General features: G+C 71.7%; 19 protein-coding genes, 2 tRNA genes and 1 pseudogene. 16 read left to right on the forward strand and 6 right to left on the reverse strand.

What is annotated here, in order from left to right:
- Window positions 1-42 precede the first annotated feature (42 nt).
- From gyrA to ACZ501_RS19750, 5 genes are all read left to right on the forward strand, one after another.
- Window positions 43-2,655 carry a DNA gyrase subunit A gene (gene gyrA / locus ACZ501_RS19730; protein WP_361595757.1) on the forward strand — a complete coding sequence of 871 codons (2,613 nt, stop codon included), beginning with the start codon at window positions 43-45 and terminating at the stop codon, window positions 2,653-2,655.
- A gap of 3 nt (window positions 2,656-2,658) precedes the next feature.
- Entirely contained in the window at window positions 2,659-3,309 is a 651-nt protein-coding gene (locus ACZ501_RS19735) for a DUF3566 domain-containing protein (protein ID WP_361595760.1), read from the forward strand.
- A gap of 118 nt (window positions 3,310-3,427) precedes the next feature.
- Window positions 3,428-3,501: transfer RNA gene (locus ACZ501_RS19740), tRNA-Ile, on the forward strand.
- A 146-nt stretch (window positions 3,502-3,647) separates the two neighbouring features.
- Window positions 3,648-3,782 (forward strand): DLW-39 family protein, encoded by a 135-nt coding sequence (locus ACZ501_RS19745; RefSeq protein ID WP_208809277.1) that lies wholly within the window; start codon window positions 3,648-3,650, stop codon window positions 3,780-3,782.
- Between the two features lie 114 nt (window positions 3,783-3,896).
- On the forward strand, window positions 3,897-5,249 hold the full coding sequence (locus tag ACZ501_RS19750) for a hypothetical protein (protein WP_468796915.1): 1,353 nt from the start codon (window positions 3,897-3,899) through the stop codon (window positions 5,247-5,249).
- A gap of 13 nt (window positions 5,250-5,262) precedes the next feature.
- On the opposite strand, the gene ACZ501_RS19755 is transcribed toward ACZ501_RS19750, so the two are convergent.
- Together ACZ501_RS19755 and ACZ501_RS19760 are read right to left on the reverse strand one after the other, a co-directional pair.
- The gene (locus tag ACZ501_RS19755) at window positions 5,263-6,438 is read right to left on the reverse strand and encodes a serine/threonine-protein kinase (RefSeq protein ID WP_468796918.1); all 1,176 of its coding nucleotides are present in this window, start codon (window positions 6,436-6,438) and stop codon (window positions 5,263-5,265) included.
- A gap of 29 nt (window positions 6,439-6,467) precedes the next feature.
- Window positions 6,468-7,016: a helix-turn-helix domain-containing protein gene (locus ACZ501_RS19760; RefSeq protein ID WP_361595769.1), complete on the reverse strand. Its 549-nt coding sequence runs from the start codon at window positions 7,014-7,016 to the stop codon at window positions 6,468-6,470.
- 161 nt (window positions 7,017-7,177) lie between these two features.
- Here ACZ501_RS19760 and ACZ501_RS19765 point away from each other — a divergent pair.
- Window positions 7,178-7,250, forward strand: a tRNA-Ala gene (locus ACZ501_RS19765).
- A 73-nt stretch (window positions 7,251-7,323) separates the two neighbouring features.
- Here ACZ501_RS19765 and ACZ501_RS19770 read toward each other — a convergent pair.
- A complete protein-coding gene (locus ACZ501_RS19770; RefSeq protein ID WP_361595772.1) occupies window positions 7,324-8,766 on the reverse strand; it encodes an MFS transporter in 1,443 nt (480 codons plus the stop codon).
- A 118-nt stretch (window positions 8,767-8,884) separates the two neighbouring features.
- Here ACZ501_RS19770 and ACZ501_RS19775 point away from each other — a divergent pair, with 118 nt between their 5' ends.
- Together ACZ501_RS19775 and ACZ501_RS19780 are read left to right on the forward strand one after the other, a co-directional pair.
- Window positions 8,885-9,367: a MarR family winged helix-turn-helix transcriptional regulator gene (locus tag ACZ501_RS19775; protein ID WP_361595775.1), complete on the forward strand. Its 483-nt coding sequence runs from the start codon at window positions 8,885-8,887 to the stop codon at window positions 9,365-9,367.
- Window positions 9,368-9,479: 112 nt separating this feature from the next.
- Window positions 9,480-9,944, forward strand: coding sequence for a LysM peptidoglycan-binding domain-containing protein (locus tag ACZ501_RS19780; RefSeq protein WP_361595778.1), 465 nt, complete (start codon window positions 9,480-9,482; stop codon window positions 9,942-9,944).
- Between the two features lie 75 nt (window positions 9,945-10,019).
- Here the strand turns inward: ACZ501_RS19780 and ACZ501_RS19785 are convergent, their stop codons facing one another.
- Window positions 10,020-10,703, reverse strand: a complete 684-nt coding sequence (locus ACZ501_RS19785; RefSeq protein WP_361595781.1) for a DUF5324 family protein — start codon at window positions 10,701-10,703, stop codon at window positions 10,020-10,022.
- 175 nt (window positions 10,704-10,878) lie between these two features.
- Between ACZ501_RS19785 and ACZ501_RS19790 the strand changes: the two genes are divergently transcribed.
- Both ACZ501_RS19790 and ACZ501_RS19795 read left to right on the forward strand, forming a co-directional pair.
- Complete coding sequence (locus ACZ501_RS19790; RefSeq protein ID WP_361595882.1) at window positions 10,879-11,418, forward strand: peptidylprolyl isomerase; 540 nt, start codon at window positions 10,879-10,881, stop codon at window positions 11,416-11,418.
- 169 nt (window positions 11,419-11,587) lie between these two features.
- Window positions 11,588-12,460: a rhomboid family intramembrane serine protease gene (locus ACZ501_RS19795; RefSeq protein WP_361595784.1), complete on the forward strand. Its 873-nt coding sequence runs from the start codon at window positions 11,588-11,590 to the stop codon at window positions 12,458-12,460.
- A 128-nt stretch (window positions 12,461-12,588) separates the two neighbouring features.
- On the opposite strand, the gene crgA is transcribed toward ACZ501_RS19795, so the two are convergent.
- Window positions 12,589-12,843: a cell division protein CrgA gene (crgA, locus tag ACZ501_RS19800; RefSeq protein WP_361595787.1), complete on the reverse strand. Its 255-nt coding sequence runs from the start codon at window positions 12,841-12,843 to the stop codon at window positions 12,589-12,591.
- A 92-nt stretch (window positions 12,844-12,935) separates the two neighbouring features.
- On the opposite strand from crgA, the gene ACZ501_RS19805 reads away from it, so the two are divergent.
- The 6 genes and pseudogenes from ACZ501_RS19805 to ACZ501_RS19830 all read left to right on the forward strand — a co-directional run bounded on the left by ACZ501_RS19805 (window position 12,936) and on the right by ACZ501_RS19830 (window position 16,889).
- Complete coding sequence (locus ACZ501_RS19805) at window positions 12,936-13,712, forward strand: DUF881 domain-containing protein (protein WP_361595790.1); 777 nt, start codon at window positions 12,936-12,938, stop codon at window positions 13,710-13,712.
- Complete coding sequence (locus tag ACZ501_RS19810; RefSeq protein ID WP_468796921.1) at window positions 13,681-14,400, forward strand: class E sortase; 720 nt, start codon at window positions 13,681-13,683, stop codon at window positions 14,398-14,400. Before ACZ501_RS19805 ends, ACZ501_RS19810 begins: the two co-directional genes overlap by 32 nt.
- Before the next feature lie 102 nt (window positions 14,401-14,502).
- Window positions 14,503-14,679 carry a hypothetical protein gene (locus ACZ501_RS19815; RefSeq protein ID WP_030011120.1) on the forward strand — a complete coding sequence of 59 codons (177 nt, stop codon included), beginning with the start codon at window positions 14,503-14,505 and terminating at the stop codon, window positions 14,677-14,679.
- Complete coding sequence (locus ACZ501_RS19820) at window positions 14,676-15,314, forward strand: aminodeoxychorismate/anthranilate synthase component II (RefSeq protein WP_361595796.1); 639 nt, start codon at window positions 14,676-14,678, stop codon at window positions 15,312-15,314. The genes ACZ501_RS19815 and ACZ501_RS19820 overlap by 4 nt, the downstream gene beginning before the upstream one ends.
- A pseudogene (locus tag ACZ501_RS19825) lies at window positions 15,272-16,144 on the forward strand (class E sortase); the annotation flags it as partial. The gene ACZ501_RS19820 and the pseudogene ACZ501_RS19825, both read left to right, overlap by 43 nt.
- Window positions 16,145-16,157: 13 nt before the next feature.
- Window positions 16,158-16,889, forward strand: a complete 732-nt coding sequence (locus tag ACZ501_RS19830; protein WP_468796924.1) for a class E sortase — start codon at window positions 16,158-16,160, stop codon at window positions 16,887-16,889.
- An 83-nt stretch (window positions 16,890-16,972) separates the two neighbouring features.
- On the opposite strand, the gene pknB is transcribed toward ACZ501_RS19830, so the two are convergent.
- A complete protein-coding gene (pknB, locus tag ACZ501_RS19835) occupies window positions 16,973-19,018 on the reverse strand; it encodes a Stk1 family PASTA domain-containing Ser/Thr kinase (RefSeq protein WP_468796927.1) in 2,046 nt (681 codons plus the stop codon).
- Between the last annotated feature and the right edge of the window lie 88 nt (window positions 19,019-19,106).

Consider the following 19,106-nt stretch of genomic DNA (forward strand, 5'->3'; position numbering starts at 1 on the left):
GTCGGCCCGACGCTGACCGCCCGAAAGGACTTCTGACCGGCAATGGCCGACGAAACCACCCCTACCGCCGATAACGCCGCGGAGGAGCAGCCCGTGCTGCGCATCGAGCCCGTCGGGCTCGAGACGGAGATGCAGCGCTCCTACCTCGACTACGCGATGTCCGTCATCGTCTCGCGTGCGCTGCCCGACGTCCGCGACGGCCTCAAGCCCGTCCACCGGCGCGTGCTGTACGCGATGTACGACGGCGGCTACCGGCCCGAGAAGGGCTTCTACAAGTGCGCCCGCGTCGTCGGCGACGTCATGGGCACGTACCACCCGCACGGCGACAGCTCCATCTACGACGCCCTGGTCCGCCTGGCCCAGCCGTGGTCGATGCGCATGCCGCTGGTGGACTCCAACGGCAACTTCGGCTCGCCGGGCAACGACCCGGCCGCCGCGATGCGGTACACCGAGTGCAAGCTCATCCCGCTGGCCATGGAGATGCTCCGGGACATCGACGAGGAGACCGTCGACTTCCAGGACAACTACGACGGCCGCAACCAGGAGCCGACGGTCCTGCCGGCCCGGTTCCCGAACCTGCTGGTCAACGGCAGCGCCGGCATCGCGGTCGGCATGGCCACCAACATCCCGCCGCACAACCTGCGCGAGGTCGCGGCCGGCGCGCAGTGGGCGCTGGAGCACCCGGACGCCACGCACGAGGAGCTGCTCGACGCGCTCATCGAGCGGATCAAGGGCCCGGACTTCCCCTCCGGTGCGCTGGTCGTGGGCCGCAAGGGCATCGAGGAGGCGTACCGCACCGGGCGCGGCTCCATCACGATGCGCGCGGTGGTCGAGGTCGAGGAGATCCAGAACCGCCAGTGCCTGGTGGTGACGGAGCTCCCGTACCAGACCAACCCGGACAACCTCGCGCAGAAGATCGCCGACCTGGTGAAGGACGGCAAGATCGGCGGCATCGCCGACGTGCGCGACGAGACCTCCTCGCGCACCGGTCAGCGCCTGGTGATCGTGCTCAAGCGCGACGCCGTCGCCAAGGTCGTGCTGAACAACCTCTACAAGCACACCGACCTGCAGACGAACTTCGGCGCGAACATGCTGGCGCTGGTGGACGGGGTGCCGCGCACCCTGTCGATCGACGCGTTCATCCGCCACTGGGTGCAGCACCAGATCGAGGTCATCGTCCGGCGCACGCGCTTCCGCCTGCGCAAGGCGGAGGAGCGGGCGCACATCCTGCGCGGCCTGCTCAAGGCGCTGGACGCCATCGACGAGGTCATCGCCCTGATCCGGCGCAGCAACACCGTCGAGATCGCGCGCGAGGGCCTGATGGGCCTCCTGGAGATCGACGAGATCCAGGCCAACGCGATCCTCGAGATGCAGCTGCGGCGCCTGGCGGCCCTGGAGCGGCAGAAGATCGTCGCCGAGCACGACGAGCTCCAGGCCAAGATCAACGAGTACCACGGGATCCTCTCCTCGCCGGAGAAGCAGCGCTCGATCGTCAGCGAGGAACTGGCCGCGCTCGTCGAGAAGTACGGCGACGACCGGCGCTCGAAGCTGGTGCCCTTCGACGGCGACATGTCCATGGAGGACCTGATCGCCGAAGAGGACATCGTCGTCACCATCACGCACGGCGGCTACGTCAAGCGCACCAAGACCGAGGACTACCGCTCGCAGAAGCGCGGCGGCAAGGGCGTGCGCGGCACGAAGCTGAAGCAGGACGACCTGGTCGACCACTTCTTCGTCTCCACCACGCACCACTGGCTGCTGTTCTTCACCAACAAGGGCCGCGTCTACCGGTCCAAGGCCTACGAGCTCCCGGACGCCGGCCGGGACGCGCGCGGGCAGCACGTGGCGAACCTGATGGCCTTCCAGCCGGACGAGAAGATCGCCCAGGTGCTCGCGATCCGCGACTACGAGGCCGCGCCCTACCTGATCCTGGCCACCAAGGGCGGCCTGGTGAAGAAGACGGCGCTCAAGGACTACGACTCGCCCCGTTCGGGCGGCGTCATCGCGATCAACCTCCGGGAGACCGAGGCCGGCGGCGACGACGAGCTGATCGGCGCCGAGCTGGTGTCCGCCGAGGACGACCTGCTGCTCATCAGCAAGAAGGCGCAGTCGATCCGCTTCACCGCGACCGACGACGCGCTGCGCCCGATGGGCCGTGCCACCTCGGGCGTGAAGGGCATGAGCTTCCGCGAGGGTGACGAACTGCTGTCGATGAGCGTTGTCCGGCCGGGTACGTTCGTCTTCACCGCCACCGACGGCGGCTACGCCAAGCGGACGGCCGTGGACGAGTACCGCGTCCAGGGCCGTGGCGGTCTGGGCATCAAGGCGGCGAAGATCGTCGAGGACCGCGGATCGCTCGTCGGCGCGCTGGTGGTGGACGAATCGGACGAGATCCTCGCCATCACGCTCGGCGGTGGTGTGATCCGTACGCGCGTCAGCGAAGTCAGGGAGACCGGCCGTGACACCATGGGCGTCCAGCTGATCAACCTGGGCAAGCGCGATGCCGTGGTCGGCATCGCTCGTAACGCCGAGGCCGGTCAGGAAGCTGACGAGGCCGACGAGATCGAGTCAGAGATCGAGGCCGCGGCGGCCGACGCCCCGGCCGCCGATGCCGCCGGGGGCACGGAGCCCTCGGTCGGGGAGCACGAGGAGTAAGTCGTGAGTGGAGCCACGGGCGCCGGACCGGCCGAGACTGGAGCGAACGGTGCCCGTGGCCCCGCCGCGGACTCCCAGGGGGGAACCGTGACGGACACCCGAGAACCGGAACCCAAGCCGAAGGCGCAGACCAAGGCGAAGGACCAGTCGAAGGACCAGGCCAAGGACCCGGCCAAGGGCCAGGCCAAGCAGCAGCAGCCCCAGAAGCCCCCGCAGGCCGCCGCGGTGCCCTCGGGCCCGGGCGCGCAGCGCGGGGCCCGTCCTGGGGTCCGTACGGCCCCCAGGACCCGCAAGGCGCGCCTGCGGGTGGCCAAGGCCGACCCGTGGTCGGTGATGAAGGTCAGCTTCCTGCTGTCGATCGCGCTCGGCCTGTGCACCGTCGTCGCGGCGGCGGTGCTGTGGATGGTCATGGACGCCATGGGCATCTTCTCGACCGTCGGCGGCACCATCAGCGAGGCCACCGGCTCGAACGAGAGCAACGGGTTCGACCTCCAGTCGTTCCTGTCGCTGCCGCGCGTGCTGATCTTCACCTCGGTCATCGCGGTGATCGACGTGGTGCTGATGACGGCGCTGGCGACGCTGGGTTCGTTCATCTACAACCTGTCGGCGGGCTTCGTGGGCGGCGTGGAGCTCACGCTGGCCGAGGACGAATGACCCGCTGACTGACCTGCGGGGAAGCCCGTCGGCACTGCCGGCAGGGGCCTCGCCCCGGGGGATTTTGGCTCGACCGCGTCTGTGCGCTAATCTTCAGGAGTCAGCGCGCAGCGCGGATGGGGCTATAGCTCAGTTGGTTAGAGCGCATCCCTGATAAGGATGAGGCCACAGGTTCAAATCCTGTTAGCCCCACAGAAGTCGAAGACCCCCAGGCCGAAGGCCCGGGGGTCTTCGTCGTTGGGCCGTGCGGGGGAGTCCCAGATAACCGATCGGTATCGGTCGGTGTGTATTGTTGGCCGCCAGAAGTCCCCAACGTCTACGAAAGACGAGGTCGCGCCGTGAAGAAGCTGCTCCTGGTCGCACTGGCCGCCATCGGCGGGCTCCTCGTGTACCGCCAGATCCAGGCGGACCGCGCCGAGCAGGACCTGTGGACGGAGGCTACCGACTCCGTGCCTTCCGGTTCCGGTGTGTGAGCCCCACGATTGATTCCGCGAAGCCCCGGCCGCCGCTGCTGCCGGGGCTTCGTGCTGTTCCGTGTTCGAATACGCAAATATTTGGCTTGCTGTAGCAAATTCGGGGTGGGCGTGATGGTGCGGGTACGTCGGATGCGTCGGGCGCCGCTGGCCGGGGCGGCGGCCCTGGGGCTGGTGGCCTGGCTGGCGGGGTTCCCCGCGGCGGCGCACGCGCTCCCGGCCGCCGGGCCGTCCGGGGCGCCCTCGGGCTCCGCCCGGCCGGTGCCGCCGTACCGTCCCGCCGACGGCGCCAAGCCGGTCCGGGGCGCCGCCTCGACGGCGGACGCCCCGCCGCTGGAGGCCGGCACCTTCTACGAGGACACCCTGGCGCCGGGCGAGCGGGTCTACCGGCTGGCGCTCGACGGCACCTCCACCGTGTACGTTTCCGCCGTGCTGCACCCGCCCGCCGGGAGCAGGACCGGCTACGGCGACGGCCTCGAGGTCGAGGTCATGACCAGCGGCGGCCGGGCCTGCCCGAACAACCCGGGCCGGGCCTCCTTCGGCTACGACCCCGTCCCGCTGGGCGCGGTGGGCCAGCGGCGGCTGGAGGAGGACGCCGAGTGCCAGAGCCCGGGCACGTACTACGCGAAGGTCACCCGGACCGCGGCCAAGGACTCCTCCCAGGAGGCGTGGCCGGTGGAACTCCTCGTGATGCGCGAGCCGGCCCCGGCCGCCGGCACCGCCCCGACCGCCGCGCCCGGCGTCTGGCCCTCGGCCCCTCCGGCCCTGCCGGTCACGGACCCGGTGGCCCGGACGGGAGGCACCGGCTTCAACGACGCGCGCGCCCTGGGCCCCGGGGTGTGGCGCGACGACCTGCGCCCGGGCCAGACCCGGTTCTACCGGGTGCCGCTGGACTGGGGGCAGCAGCTGGGGATCGGCGCTGAGATCGCCAAGGCCCGGATGACCAAGGACTACGGTTCCGCCGCGAACGGGCTCACCGTCTCGGTGTACAGCCCGTACCGGGGGCTCGTGGAGTCCAAGGACACCTCCTACGACGGCAAGCAGGCGGCCGTGACGCTGCCGAGGACCGCGCCGGTGGCGTACGAGAACCGCTTCTCCGACGCGACCGCGGCACGGCCGGTACGGGTCGCGGGGTGGTACTACGTCGCCGTCACCCTGGGCGGGAAGGTCGGGGAGTTCATCGAGGACGCGACGCCCGTGCCGCTCACGCTGCGGCTGGACGTGTCCGGGGGGCCGGCCAAGGCCCCGGGCTACCGGGAGAGCCTGGCGGCCGCCGGGTTCGGTGTGGGCGAGGCCGACCGGGCCGCCGCGAAGGAGGGGCTCACCGCCCCGGAGGCCGCGGCCGCGCGGGACGACGCCTCGGTGATGCGGGTCGTGATGGTGGCCGGCTTCGGGACCGGGGCGGTGCTGCTGCTCGGGCTCGGCGGGTGGATCCTGCTGGCCCGGCGCGGCGCGGGCCGGGCCTGACCCGGGAGCCGGCCTAGAGCTGCGTCAGCGCCCAGACCCCGACCGCGAAGCAGAGCAGGGCCGCGGTGAGGATGCCGGCGGTCACCTTCGCCGGGGGCGGGGCGATGCCGCCGGAGCGGGCGGGAGCCGCCGGGGTCGCGGGTGACGCCGGGGGCGCGGGGGTCGTCGGCCGGGTGCCGGCCTCCATCGGCGGGGCGGGGGCCGGGGGCGCGAGGTGGAAACCGCCCGTCTCCGGGGCCGTCACCGGCTCGGAAGGCCCGTACGCGGCCGGCGGCGGCCCGAAACCCACCGCGGGCTCGGCAGCGGCGGTTCCCGGCCCGTCCGGCCCGAAACCGGCCGGAAGCGGCCCGAGTTGGTCGAACACCTCCACCGGGTCCTCGCCGGCGGGGGCTTCCGGGAGCAACTGGACGGCCTCGGCAAGGGCCTTGCGCGCCCCTGTGGCGGTCCGGAAGCGGCTCTCGGGGTCAGGGTGCAGGAGGTTCGAGATCACGTCCCACAGCGGCGCCGGGACGCCCTCGGGGGCACTCGGGACGCCGTGGGCCCTGAAGTGCTCGACCAGCGCCTGGGAATCGGGCTTGCGGCCCCACAGCAGGTACAGGGCGACCAGGCCGACGGCGAAGAGGTCGGCGGGGAAGTCGGGCTCCGCGCCCATCAGTTGCTCGGGGGCGAAGTAGCCGGGCGTACCGACCACGAAGTCGGTCTCGGTGAGCCGGGGCTCGCCCTTGCGCATGGAGATGCCGAAGTCGGACAGCCGCAGGTGCGGCCGCCCGGTTCCCGTGGCCTCCATCAGGATGTTGGCCGGTTTGATGTCGCGGTGGACGACGCCCTCCGCGTGCACCGCCGCCAGCCCCGACAGGAGCTGGTCGAGCAGCACGGACACGAACCGGGGCGGCAGCGGCCCGTAGTCCCCGATCACATGGGCGAGGGAGCCGCCGGCGACGAGGTCCATGGTGAACAGGACCTTGTCGTCGTCCGCCGCCCAGCTGGCCGGGGCCAGGACGTGGGGGTGGTCGATGCGCAGGGCCTGCTCGCGCACGAACCGCAGGAGGGTGTGGGCATCGCTCTGCAGCAGGACCTTCGCGGCGACGTACCGGCGCCGGCGCTGGTCCCAGGCCCGCCAGACGGCGCCCGCGCCGCCCCGCCCGATCGGATCGACCAGCTCGTACCGGCCTGCGAAGACCTCACCCATTGCTGTGCCCGTCCCCCGTCGACCGCGTGTCAGTTCTGGTGGGCCTCGTAGTGGGCCACCGCTTCGGAGGTGCGGCCGGCCCCGTAGACCCGGAGGAACTCTGCCAGTTCCGGGTGGCCGGCTGCGAGGGTGTCCGCCGCCTGGATGATGTCACCCGCCGCGGCGACCGAGCGCAGCAGCGACTGGATCTCGCGGACGACCCGCTTGACGGTCGGGGCGCCCGAACCGGCGGTGCTCTGGCCGCTGTTGCTGAGGACGGAACCGCCCTGGGTGTTCCTGATCTCGTCCATCCGGTCGGTGGCCTCGGCGGCGCTGACGCTGCCGTCGGCCACCTGGCCGGCGAGGTCCTGGAGGGCCTGGACCCGCTGGACCACGGCCGGGTTGCCGATCTTGGCGCGCTGCCCGCTCATCAGCTGGGACAGCATCGGCGCCGACAGGCCGAGCACGGCAGCGAGGCGGGCCTGGTTGAGGCCGAGGTCATCTATGAGCCGCCGGAACAGCGCGCCGAGCGGCTCCCCGTACCAACTGCGCTGGAGTTCCCTGGCTCTGGCCGTGGCCTCCTGCTGTACTGCGTCCACTCTTCCTACTCCCCTTCGCTGGTGCGAACCTCGCGAGCATCTTACGGAGCGTGGTCGCGGGGCGGGAGTCCCCATCATTTTGCGGGATGCGGGGGTGCACCGGGTACTCTGTCCTGCGGAACGGACACTCCCTGCCGGGGGGCGTCCGCGTCCGGTTGCTCGGGGCCTTAGCTCAGTTGGTAGAGCGCTGCCTTTGCAAGGCAGATGTCAGGAGTTCGAATCTCCTAGGCTCCACCCCGAGAAGACCCCCTGACCAGCGCAAACGCTGGTCAGGGGGTCTTTTTTTCGCAGGGTGCGGGTCCGTGCCTCAGCGGGTGCGGGGAGCGCGCGGCAGGGCGGCCGCGAGGGCGGTGGCCGCCAGCAGGAGGGCGGCGCCCGTGCCGAAGGCGAGGTGGTAGCCGGCGGTGAGGGCCTCGGGCCGGGCGTGGCCGGCGGCCGTCAGGGCCTCGGTGCGCGAGGCGGCCAGGGTGGACAGGACGGCCACGCCGAGGGCCATGCCGATCTGCTGGGTGGTGTTGAACAGGCCCGAAGCCAGCCCGGCGTCGCGCTCGTCGGCGCCCGACATCCCCAGGGTGGTGAGGGCGGGCAGGGCGAGGCCGAAGCCGGAGGCCAGCAGCATCACGGGCAGCAGGTCGGTGACGTAGTCGGCGTGCACCGGGAGGCGGGTCAGCAGGGCGAGGCCCGCGACCAGCAGCGTGAGGCCGGTGAGCAGGACGCCGCGCTCACCGAGGCGGGCGATCAGCTTCGCGGCGCCGCCGAGGGAGATCCCGCCGATCGCCAGCGCGGCCGGCAGCATCGCGAGGCCGGTCTCGGCGGCCCCGTATCCCCGGACCTGCTGGAGGTAGAGGGCGACCAGGATCTGGAAGGAGAACAGGGCGGCCACCATCAGCATCTGGATCAGGTTCGCGCCGGCCACGGTCCGCGAGCGGAGGACGCGCAGGGGCATCAGCGGGGTGCGCGCCCTGGTCTGGCGCAGGACGAAGGCGGCGAGCAGGGCCAGGGAGAGGGCCCCGAGGCCGAGGGTGTGCGGGGAGGTCCAGCCGTACTCCTCGACCCGCACGACGGCGTAGATGCCCAGCATCAGTCCGGCGGTGACGAGTACGGCGCCCGGTACGTCGGCACCCGCGCGCAGTCCCAGCCCCCGGTCGGCGGGGAGCGCGGGGAGGGCGGCCAGCAGGGCGGCGAGCCCGATGGGCAGGTTGATGAAGAAGATCCAGTGCCAGTCGAGGGCGTCGGTGAGGACCCCGCCCAGCACCTGTCCCAGGGAGGCTCCGGCCGCTCCGGTGAAGGAGAAGACGGCGATGGCCCGGGCGCGCTCGCGGGGCTGCGTGAAGAGGGTGACCAGGATCCCGAGGCTGACGGCGGAGGCCATCGCGCTGCCGACGCCCTGGAGGAACCGGGCGGCGATGAGCAGCGCGGGGGAGCCGGCGAACCCGGCGAGCAGCGAGGCGGCGGTGAAGACGGCGGTGCCCGCGAGGAACATCCGCTTGCGGCCGATCAGGTCGCCGAGCCGGCCGGCGAGCAGCAGCAGGCTGCCGAAGGCGATCAGGTAGGCGTTCACGACCCAGCTGAGGCCGGCGGGGGAGAAGCCGAGGTCGTCCTGGATGGCCGGCATCGCCACGGTGACGATGCTGCCGTCGAGGACGGTCATCAGCATGCCGGTGGAGAGCACGGCCAGGGCGGTCCAGCGCGAGCGCGGTCCGCCGGCCGGGGTGGTCGGGGCGGGGGCTTCTGCAAGGGCTGTGGGCATCGGTCTCTCCGGTCGTCGGCGGATCCTCGGGCGGTTGCGTGGGCGAGGTCTGGTGAGACCGTAGCAGATAGTTTTGTTGCAGACTATTTTTTTCGGATCGAATGGTTAGGCTGGTTCCATGACTGCGATGGGATCCACCCGGACCGAGCCCGACCTCTCCTTCCTCCTCGACCGCACCAGCCACGTCCTGCGCACCCGGATGGCGGCGGCGCTCGGTGAGATCGGACTGACCGCCCGCATGCACTGCGTCCTCGTGCACGCGCAGGAGGAGGAGCGCACGCAGATCCAGCTCGCCGAGATCGGCGACATGGACAAGACGACGATGGTCGTCACCGTCGACGCCCTGGAGAAGGCCGGACTGGCCGAGCGGCGGCCCTCCTCCCAGGACCGCCGGGCCCGGATCATCGCCGTCACCGACAAGGGGGCCGCCCTGTCGGTGGAGAGCCGGCGGATCGTCGACCGGGTGCACGCGGAGGCCCTCGCCGACCTGGCCGACGAGGACCGGGCCTGTCTCCTCAGGGTGTTGGGCCGGCTCGCCGAGGGGCCGCTGGGAGTTCCCGCCGACGGTCCCCGGCCGGCCCGGCGGGCCCGGCAGCAGTAGGGCTCCCGCGTCCCCCGTACGGACCGGTCACAGGGCCGGGCGGCGGATGGTGACCGACAGTGGGGGAAGGCAATGAGGCCAGGGGGCGACACCACGCCGGAGGCGCAGGCACATGGGACTCTTCGATTTCCTGAAGTCGGACAAGAAGAAGGAACAGGAGGCCGCCGAGAAGGCGGCCCGCCAGAGGGAGCAGCAAGGGCCGAAGACGCCCTCCGAGATGGGCTCCAGGTACGCGCAGTCCTACACGGACGCCGCCTCCGCCACCAAGGCGGCCGCCGAGCGGATGGCCGCGGCCACCCGGCCCAAGCCGCCCGCGGCCGCGCCGGAGCACATGGCGCCCGCCACCCCGAGCGACACCTCGGCCGCGCACAAGGCCGTGCCGGTGCCGCCGAAGCGGCCGCCGACCGTCGCGAAGCGGACGTACACCGTCAAGCCGGGTGACTCGCTGTCCCTGATCGCCCGCCGCGAGCTGGGCAACGAGGCCCGCTGGCGCGAGCTGTACGCCATGAACCGGGGGGTGGTCGGCGCCAACCCGGACCTGATCCGCCCGGGGATGGTGCTGACGCTGCCGGGCTGACGTACGGAGGGCGACGTTCGAGGGGCCCGGATCCGCACGCGGATCCGGGCCCCTCGCCGTCGTGGAGACGGGGCGTCAGGCGGTCGCGCCGCCGTCGGTCTCGCGCTCCTTCTGCGCCAGCTCGTCGTCGAAGCCGGCCGGTTCGGCGTCCTGCGCCGACAGCTCCGTGGCCGCCGGGGGCTCCACCAGCCAGTCCGGGTTCGACTGCTGGTCCCACCACCGCCACGCCGCATAGGCGCCGCCCGCCAGGAGGCCGACCAGCGCGGCCCCCTTGACCCACCGGCCGCACCGCGCCCGCCGCTCGTGACGCCGCACCAGGCGCTGCACCTCCTTCGCCGACACCTGGCCGCGCAGTGCCGCGAGGGCCGCCGCCGAACGGGACGCGGCCTCCTCGGCCACCGGCCGGCTCGCAGCGAGCGCGCTCTCGAAGCGCGGCGCCGTGTAGTCGGCCGCCTGGCGCGCGGCGAGGCGCGTCTGGTGGACGGCCTTCACCGCCGCCCGGTCCACGTTCGGCGGCACGTGGGTGCGTGCCGCCATCATGCGCGGATGCAGGTGGTTGTCGTAGGCCGCGCGCGCCTGGAGCGAGGCCTGGCCGGCCGCGTACGAGACCTTCGGCGCCAGCCGCTCGTTCGCCTCGTGCGCGTAGTGCACAGCCGCGTCCTTGGCGGTTTCTGCGTACGGCGCCACCACTTCCGCTGCGTGCTTCACGGCGTCCCTGGCGTTCTCGGCGGCCAGGCGCACGCTGTCCTTGCGGGTCACGGGATCCTCCTCCTCGGTGGCGGACACAGTTCACCTTTCCACCCTTTGTCGGATCATGCCTGTCCCGACACCACGCGGCATGCGCGACAGGGCATACGGGTGCAAGGATTCCCGCGAACGCCGCGCCCTCCGTGGGAGGATCGGGCCGACAGTGATGACTATGGAAGGCAGACCCGTGGCCGAGAAGCTCTACGCCACCCTGAAGACCACCCACGGCGACATCGAGATCGAGCTGCTGGAGAACTTCGCTCCCAAGACCGTGCGGAACTTCGTGGAGCTCGCCACGGGCGCGCGTGAGTGGACCCGTCCCACCGACGGCCAGAAGACCACCGCCCCGCTGTACGACGGCACCGTCTTCCACCGCGTCATCAGCGGCTTCATGATCCAGGGCGGCGACCCGCTCGGCAACGGCACCGGCGGCCCCGGCTACCAGTTCGCCGACGAGTTCCACCCCGACCTGGCCTTCACCAAGCCCTACCTGCTGGCCATGGCCAACGCCGGCCCGGGCACGAACGGCTCGCAGTTCTTCATCACGGTCGCCCCCACCGCCTGGCTGACCCGCAAGCACACGATCTTCGGCGAGGTCACCGACGCGGCCAGCCGCAAAGTCGTGGACGCCATCGCCTCCGGCCCCACCAACCCGCGGACCGAGCGGCCGCTGGACGACGTGATCATCAAGTCGGTCACCGTCGAGAAGCGCGAAGCCGGTCGCTGACCCCGTCGGGGGGCGCCGGACCCGTCCCGGACCCGTCGGCCCGGGAACCTTGGGTCCCGCCCGTCCGTACTTTCTTTGTCCGCACCGGCGGCCTCCGGCCGACCGGACACGGACGGACGTACACGGACCGGCGGGGCGCACCCCCGCCCGCCGCTGAACGAGGGGACCGATGGACACCGACCGTCTGCCGGGCTGCTACCGGCACCCGGACCGCGACACGGGCATCACCTGCTCCCGCTGCGAGCGGCCCATCTGCCCGCAGTGCATGATCAGCGCCTCGGTGGGATTCCAGTGCCCGGAGTGCGTCCGGGGCGGCTCCGGCACCGGGCACGCCCCCGCGGCCAACGCCCCGCGCACCGTCGCGGGCGGCCTGGTCGCAGCCGATCCCCAGCTCGTCACCAAGATCCTCATCGGGCTCAACGCGGCGGTGTTCCTCGCCGTGCTCGCGATGCCGGAGCTGGCCGTACGGCTGGAGCTGCTCGGCCTCTTCGTCGAATACGACGGGGCCCCCGTCGAAGGCGTCGCCACCGGGCAGTACGACCGCCTGCTGACCTCGGTGTTCCTGCACGTCCAGTGGTGGCACGTCTTCGGCAACATGCTCGCCCTGTGGGTGATCGGCGGCCCGCTGGAGGCGGCCCTGGGCCGCTCCCGCTACCTCGCCCTCTACCTGCTGTCCGGGCTGGGCGGCAGCGCCCTCGTCTACCTGCTGACCGCGCCGAACACCCCGACCGTCGGAGCCTCCGGCGCCATCTGCGGCCTGCTCGGAGCCACCGTGGTCCTCGCCCGCCGGCTCCGCTACGAGATGCGGCCGGTGCTGGTCACGCTCGGGCTCATGCTGCTCGTCACCTTCGTGCCCTTCGGGGGCATGTCGGTGTCCTGGCAGGCGCACATCGGCGGCCTGGTGACCGGCGCGCTGCTCGCCCTGGGACTGCTGGCACCGGCCACGGGCCGCACGCGGACGTTCATCCAGGTGGCGGCCTGTGCGGCGGTCTTCCTGACGGCCGCGGCCGTCGTCCTGGCCCGGACAGCCGAACTCACCTGATCACACCGGCGTCAACTCTCCACAGAGTTATCCACAGATCTTCTGTCTTTTCCTCAGGTGTGGATGACGCTGTGGATAACTCATGGGGAGAGCTTGCGCGGCTCGGCCGTCCGGGTATGCGGGCGACGCTACTTCCACTGCGTGGAGACACCGAAACCGGCGGCGATGAAGCCGAAACCGACCACGATGTTCCAGTTGCCCAGCGCCTCCAAGGGCAGCTGGGTGTCGGTCACGTAGAAGACCACGATCCACGCGAGACCGATGAGGAAGAACGCCAGCATGACCGGGGCGACCCAGCTGCGGTTCGTCAGCCTGATCGCCTGCGCCTGCTTCGCCGGCGGCGGCGTGTAGTCGTCCTTCTTGCGGATACGTGACTTCGGCACGAGGGGCTCTCCTGTCGATGCGCTGGGGGACCTTGCCTGCCCCGGGCGTCCGTTAGCGTAGTGGACCACTGGCGTTGAAGGAGAAGGGTACGTTGAGCGATTCCGACGACTCCTCCGCGGGTCCCCGCCGCCGGGCCAGGCCGGTCCGGCTGCTGACGGCCGCCGTCTTCGCCCTCGCCGGCCTCATCTTCGTCACCAGCTTCAACACCTCCAAGGGTACGAACATCCGCACGGACGCCTCGCTCCTGAAGCTGTCCGACCTCATCCACGAGCGCAGCGCGAAGAACGCCGAGCTGGAGAAGAGCGCCGCCGCCGCGCGCGCCCAGGTGGACGCCCTCGCGGAGCGCGACAGCGGCAGCACCAAGGCCGAGGAGGCCAGGCTGGCCGCCCTGCGCGCCGCCTCGGGCACCGAGGAGCTCACCGGCAGGGGCCTGGCCGTCACCCTCAACGACGCGCCGCCGAACGCCACCGCCCGCGTCCCCGGCGTCCCCGAGCCGCAGCCCAACGACCTCGTGATCCACCAGCAGGACCTCCAGGCCGTGGTGAACGCCCTGTGGCAGGGCGGCGCCGAGGGCATCGAGGTGATGGGCCAGCGGCTGATCGCCACCAGTGCGGTGCGCTGCGTGGGCAACACCCTGATCCTCCAGGGCCGCGTGTACTCGCCCCCCTACAAGGTCTCCGCGGTCGGCGACCCGGGCGCGTTGCGCAAGGCCCTCGCCGCCTCCCCCGCCATCCAGAACTACCAGCTGTACGTCAACGCGTACGGGCTCGGCTGGAAAGTGGACGAGGAGAAGCGGCTGACACTGCCCGGGTACTCCGGCACAGTGGACCTCCACTATGCGAAGCCGCTGGAGTCCGCCGCGTCCTGACGCCGTACTGCGCCTGGTGGTACGGACGTTCAGCGAGGTGTGCCTGACGGCCGGGACGCTGATCGTGCTGTTCACGGCGTACGTACTGCTGTGGACCGGGGTCAAGGCCGACCGGGCGATGGAGGACGAGCGGGACCGGCTGCGCGAGCGCTGGGCGGCGGCGGCCCCCGCCCCGGCAGTGGCCGCCGGCTCCGCGCCGGCCCCCTCGCGGACGGAGCCGGCGCCCCATCCTCCGGGACGGGCCTTCGCCGAGATGTACGTCCCCCGCTTCGGCCGGGACTGGAGCCGGCCGGTCCTCGAGGGCACGGGCGCCGAACCGCTGAAGAAGGGCCTGGGGCACTACACCGGCTCGGCCCGGCCCGGGGGCGACGGCAACTTCGCGGTGGCCGGGCACCGGCGCACGTACGGCGACCCCTTCAAGGACGTCCCCGAGCTGCGCCCCGGGGACACCGTGACCGTCCGGGACTCGACGGGCTGGTACACGTACACCGTGCGGGCCGCACCGCTGCGGATCCTGCCGACCGAGACCGGGGTGGTCGACCCGGTGCCCCGCCGGTCCCCCTTCTCCACCCCGGGCAGGTACCTCACCCTGACCACCTGTGATCCGGAATGGGGCCACAGCCACCGCCTCGTCGTCTGGGCCGAGCTCACCGCCACCCGCCCCGCGGACCCCGCCGGCACCGGGTGATTGCCCGGCTGAGCCCCTCAGCGGGGCCCCCGGCCCTTAGGCTGGTGCGGTACCGCCCCCGCGGTGCGAGAACGACCATGGACGACGAAGGAAACAGACGGAATGTACGGCTGGATCTGGCGGCATCTGCCGGGCAACGCGTGGGTGCGCGCGCTGATCTCTCTCGTACTGGTCCTGGCGGTGGTGTTCGTGCTGTTCCAGTACGTGTTCCCGTGGGCCGAGCCGCTCCTTCCGTTCAACGACGTGACGGTGGACGAGGGATCGGGAGCCACTCCGTGAGCGCGCGCATTCTGGTTGTCGACAACTACGACAGCTTTGTCTTCAATCTGGTCCAGTACCTCTACCAGCTCGGTGCCGAATGCGAGGTCCTGCGCAACGACGAGGTGGAGCTCGCCCACGCCCAGGACGGCTTCGACGGCGTCCTGCTCTCTCCCGGCCCGGGCACGCCGGAAGAGGCGGGCGTCTGCGTGGACATGGTCCGGCACTGCGCCGCCACCGGCGTCCCCGTCTTCGGCGTCTGCCTCGGCATGCAGTCCATGGCGGTCGCCTACGGGGGCGTCGTGGACCGGGCCCCCGAGCTGCTGCACGGCAAGACCTCACCCGTGGTCCACGAGGGGCTCGGCGTCTTCGCCGGACTGCCGTCGCCGTTCACCGCGACCCGCTACCACTCGCTCGCGGCCGAGCCGCAGACCCTGCCCGACGTGCTGGAGGTGACCGCGCGGACCGAGGACGGGATCATCATGGGCCTGCGGCACCGCGAGCACGACGTCGAGGGCGTCCAGTTCCATCCCGAGTCGGTGCTGACCGAGTGGGGCCACCGGATGCTCGCGAACTGGCTCGTGCGCTGCGGTGACGCCGGAGCCGTCGAGCGGTCGGTGGGGCTGGCCCCGGTGGTGGGCAAGGCCGTCGCGTGACGGCGGTCGCGCCGTCCGCGCCCCGCGAGGGCCGGGCCGCGCGGCGCAGGGCAGCGCAGGAGGCCGCGAAGCGCTCGCACGCGCGCGCCCGCAGGCGCGGCGGTGGCGGCCGGGGCCGCAGGCGCGCCCGCCCGCGCTCCGGCGGGGCGCTGGTGCTGCTCAGCCGGGCCGCCGGGGAGCTGTTCATCACCGCCGGCGTGGTGATGCTGCTGTTCGTCACCTACCAGCTCTGGTACACGAACGTCCTGGCGGAGCGGGCGGCGGACGGGGCCGCCGGCTCGCTCCAGCAGACCTGGGAGCGCCCGCCGGTGACGGGCGCGCCGCCCCCGGCGGCCGCCTTCGAGCCCGGTCAGGGCTTCGCGATCCTGCACATCCCGAAGCTGGACCTGAAGGTGCCGGTGGCGGAGGGGATCAGCAAGGCGAAGGTCCTCGACAAGGGGATGGTCGGCCACTACGGCGAGGGGGCGCTGAAGACGGCGATGCCGTCCGACCCGCAGGGGAACTTCGCGGTCGCGGGACACCGCAACACGCACGGAGAGCCGTTCCGCTACATCAACCAGCTGGTGCCGGGCGACGCGATCGTCGTGGAGACGCGGGACGCGTACTACACGTACCAGATGGCCTCCGCGCTGCCGCAGACCTCCCCGGCGAACGTGGCGGTGATCAAGCCCGTGCCGGAGGGCTCCGGGTTCACCGGACCGGGCCGCTACATCACGCTGACGACCTGCACCCCGGAGTTCACCAGCACCTACCGGATGATCGTATGGGGCAGGATGACCGAAGAACGCCCCCGCAGCCAGGGCGCTCCGCCCGCGCTGACCAGCCCGTAAGGACGAACCCGCAGTGTCTCGTGCCCGCCGCCGCTCCGCACCGCCGCCCGCCGACCGCAGTGTGGTCGCCGGGGCCCTGAGCCTGCTGGGGGAGCTGCTGATCACGGTGGGCCTGGTCCTGGGCCTGTTCGTGGCGTACTCGCTCTGGTGGACCAACGTCCTCGCCGACCGGCAGGCGTCGGCGCGCGGCGACGAGGTCCGCCAGCGCTGGGGCAGCCCCTCGCCGTCGGCGAGCACACCCGTACAGCCGGGCGCCCTGGACACCGGGGACGGCGTCGGCTTCCTCCACGTACCGGCGATGAAGAACGGCGAGGTGCTCGTCAAGAAGGGCACGGAGCCGGAGGTCCTGAACGACGGCGTGGCCGGGTACTACACGGACCCGGTGAAGTCCGCGCTGCCCTGGGACGACAAGGGCAACTTCGCGCTGGCCGCGCACCGCGACGGGCACGGGGCGAAGTTCCACAACATCGACAAGGTGCGCAACGGCGACTCGATCGTCTTCGAGACCAAGGACACCTGGTACGTCTACAAGGTCTTCGCCGAGCTGGCCCAGACCTCGAAGTACAACACGGACGTGATCAACCCGGTCCCGAAGGAGTCGGGCAAGACCGCTCCCGGGCGCTACATCACGCTGACGACCTGCACCCCGGTCTACACCTCGAAGTACCGGTACATCGTCTGGGGCGAGCTGGTGCGGACGGAGAAGGTGGACGAGAAGCGCACCAAGCCGGCGGAGCTGCGCTGACGGCCCGCCCCCGGCGGTGTTTCACGTGAAACAGGCCCGGCCCCCTGCGTGGAGGGGGCCGGGCCTGTCGCGTTGCGCGTGCGCTAGCGGCGGTTGCCGCCCGTCAGGCCCCCGAAGAAGCCACCGCCGCCCTGCTGGCCGCCGTCCTGCGGCTTGGCCGCGGTGCGGACGTTGATCACCGTGCCGCCGGGCACCTGGCTGCCGACGCCCGGGTTGGAGTCGATGACCACCGCGCTGTCGTCGGTCGCGCCCGCCAGGACCGATCCGAAGACCAGGTTGCTCGCCTGGAGCGTCAGCTTGGCCTGGGCCACGGTCTGGCCCGTCAGCGGAGGCACCACCGTCGGCGTCGCCGCGGCGGCCTTGGAGATGCTGACGTTGACCGGGGTGTCCTTGGCGAGCTCGATGCCGGGCTCGTACTGCTGCTGGACGACCGTCTGGGGCGCGGCTCCCGGGGAGTCGACCTCCGTGGTGCTGCCGAGCTTCAGCTTGGCGTCCGCGAGCGCCTTGGCCGCGGCCGCCTTGTTCAGGCCCTTGAGGTTGGGGACGACGCCCTTGGCGACCTCCTTGGCGACCTGGAGGGTCACCACCGAGCCCTGATCGGCCTCGGTCCCGCTCTTGGGGCTCTGGTCCAGCACGGTGCCGGGGGTGGCGTTGTCGGACTCGACGAGCTTCTTCTCGACCTGGAACTTCTTGGCCTTGAGCTTGCCCTCGGCGTCATCGAACTTCAGCCGGACCACGTCGATCACCGGCACCTTGGGCGCACCCGAGGACACCTTGACCTTGATCGGGGAGCCCTTGTCGACCTTGGTGTCCGGGGCCGGGCTCTGCGAGCAGACGTTGCCCTTGGGCTGGTCCGCGCAGGTCTCGTCGGCCTCCTTCTCCACCGTGAGGCCCATGTTCTTGGCGCTGGCCTGCGCCCGCTCCAGGGTCTGGCCGACGAGATTGGGCACGGCCGGGCGGTTGTCGGGGGTATCGCTGAAGAGGGTCCGGCCGATCAGGATCGCCCCGACCAGGACGAGTACCGCGGCCAGGGCGAGCAGGACCGTCGAAGCCCGGCTCTTCTTCTGCTGGCGGCGGCCGTGACCCTGGTCGTAGCCGCCGTGGCCCTGGTTGTCGTACCCGTAGCCGCCGTCGCCGCCCCCGGGGGGCATCGGCGGCATCATCGAGGTTTGGCCGGCGTCCGGGGAGCGCAGGGCGGTGGTGGGCTGGTCGTAGCCCTGGTGCCCGTAGCCGCCCTGGTCGGGGTAGCCGTAGCCGGCGGCGCCCATGGCGGCGGTCGCGGCGACGGGCTGGCCCTCCAGGCAGGCCTCGATGTCGGCCCGCATCTCGTCCGCGGACTGGTAGCGGTAGTCGGGGTCCTTGACCAGGGCCTTGAGGACGATGGCGTCCATCACCGGCGTGATCTCGGGGTCGAAGTTCGACGGGGGCTGGGGCTCTTCGCGCACGTGCTGGTACGCGACGGCCACCGGGGAGTCGCCGACGAAGGGCGGCCGGACGCACAGCAGCTCGTAGAGCAGGCAGCCGGCGGAGTAGAGGTCGGAGCGCGCGTCGACCTGCTCGCCCTTGGCCTGCTCCGGGGAGAGGTACTGGGCGGTGCCGATGACGGCGGCCGTCTGCGTCATGGTCATGCCGGAGTCGCCCATGGCGCGGGCGATGCCGAAGTCCATGACCTTGACCTGGCCCGTGCGGGTGAGCATCACGTTGGCCGGCTTGATGTCACGGTGGACGATGCCGGCGCGGTGGGAGTACTCCAGGGCCTGAAGGATGCCGATGCACATCTCGAGGGTGCGCTCGGGCAGCAGCTTGCGGCCGGAGTGCAGCAGCTCGCGCAGGGTCGAGCCGTCGACGTACTCCATCACGATGTACGGGATGGAGATGTTGTCGACGTAGTCCTCGCCCGTGTCGTAGACGGCGACGATCGCGGGGTGGTTCAGGGACGCGGCCGACTGGGCCTCGCGGCGGAACCGGGCCTGGAAGGACGGGTCACGGGCGAGGTCGGCGCGCAGGGTCTTGACGGCTACGGTACGGCCGAGCCGGGTGTCGTGCCCGAGGTAGACCTCGGCCATGCCACCACGGCCGAGCACGTGGCTCAGCTCGTACCGGCCGCCGAGGCGACGCGGCTCTTCCATAACGTTGCAGCCCTCTCCGTCAGTCCCGACCGCACCCGTGTGTGGTCCGGCGGTGTGCTGTTCGCGGCAAGGCTACCGGCCGATCGTC

The sequence above is a fragment of the Streptomyces sp. NPDC034085 genome (assembly GCF_055575555.1).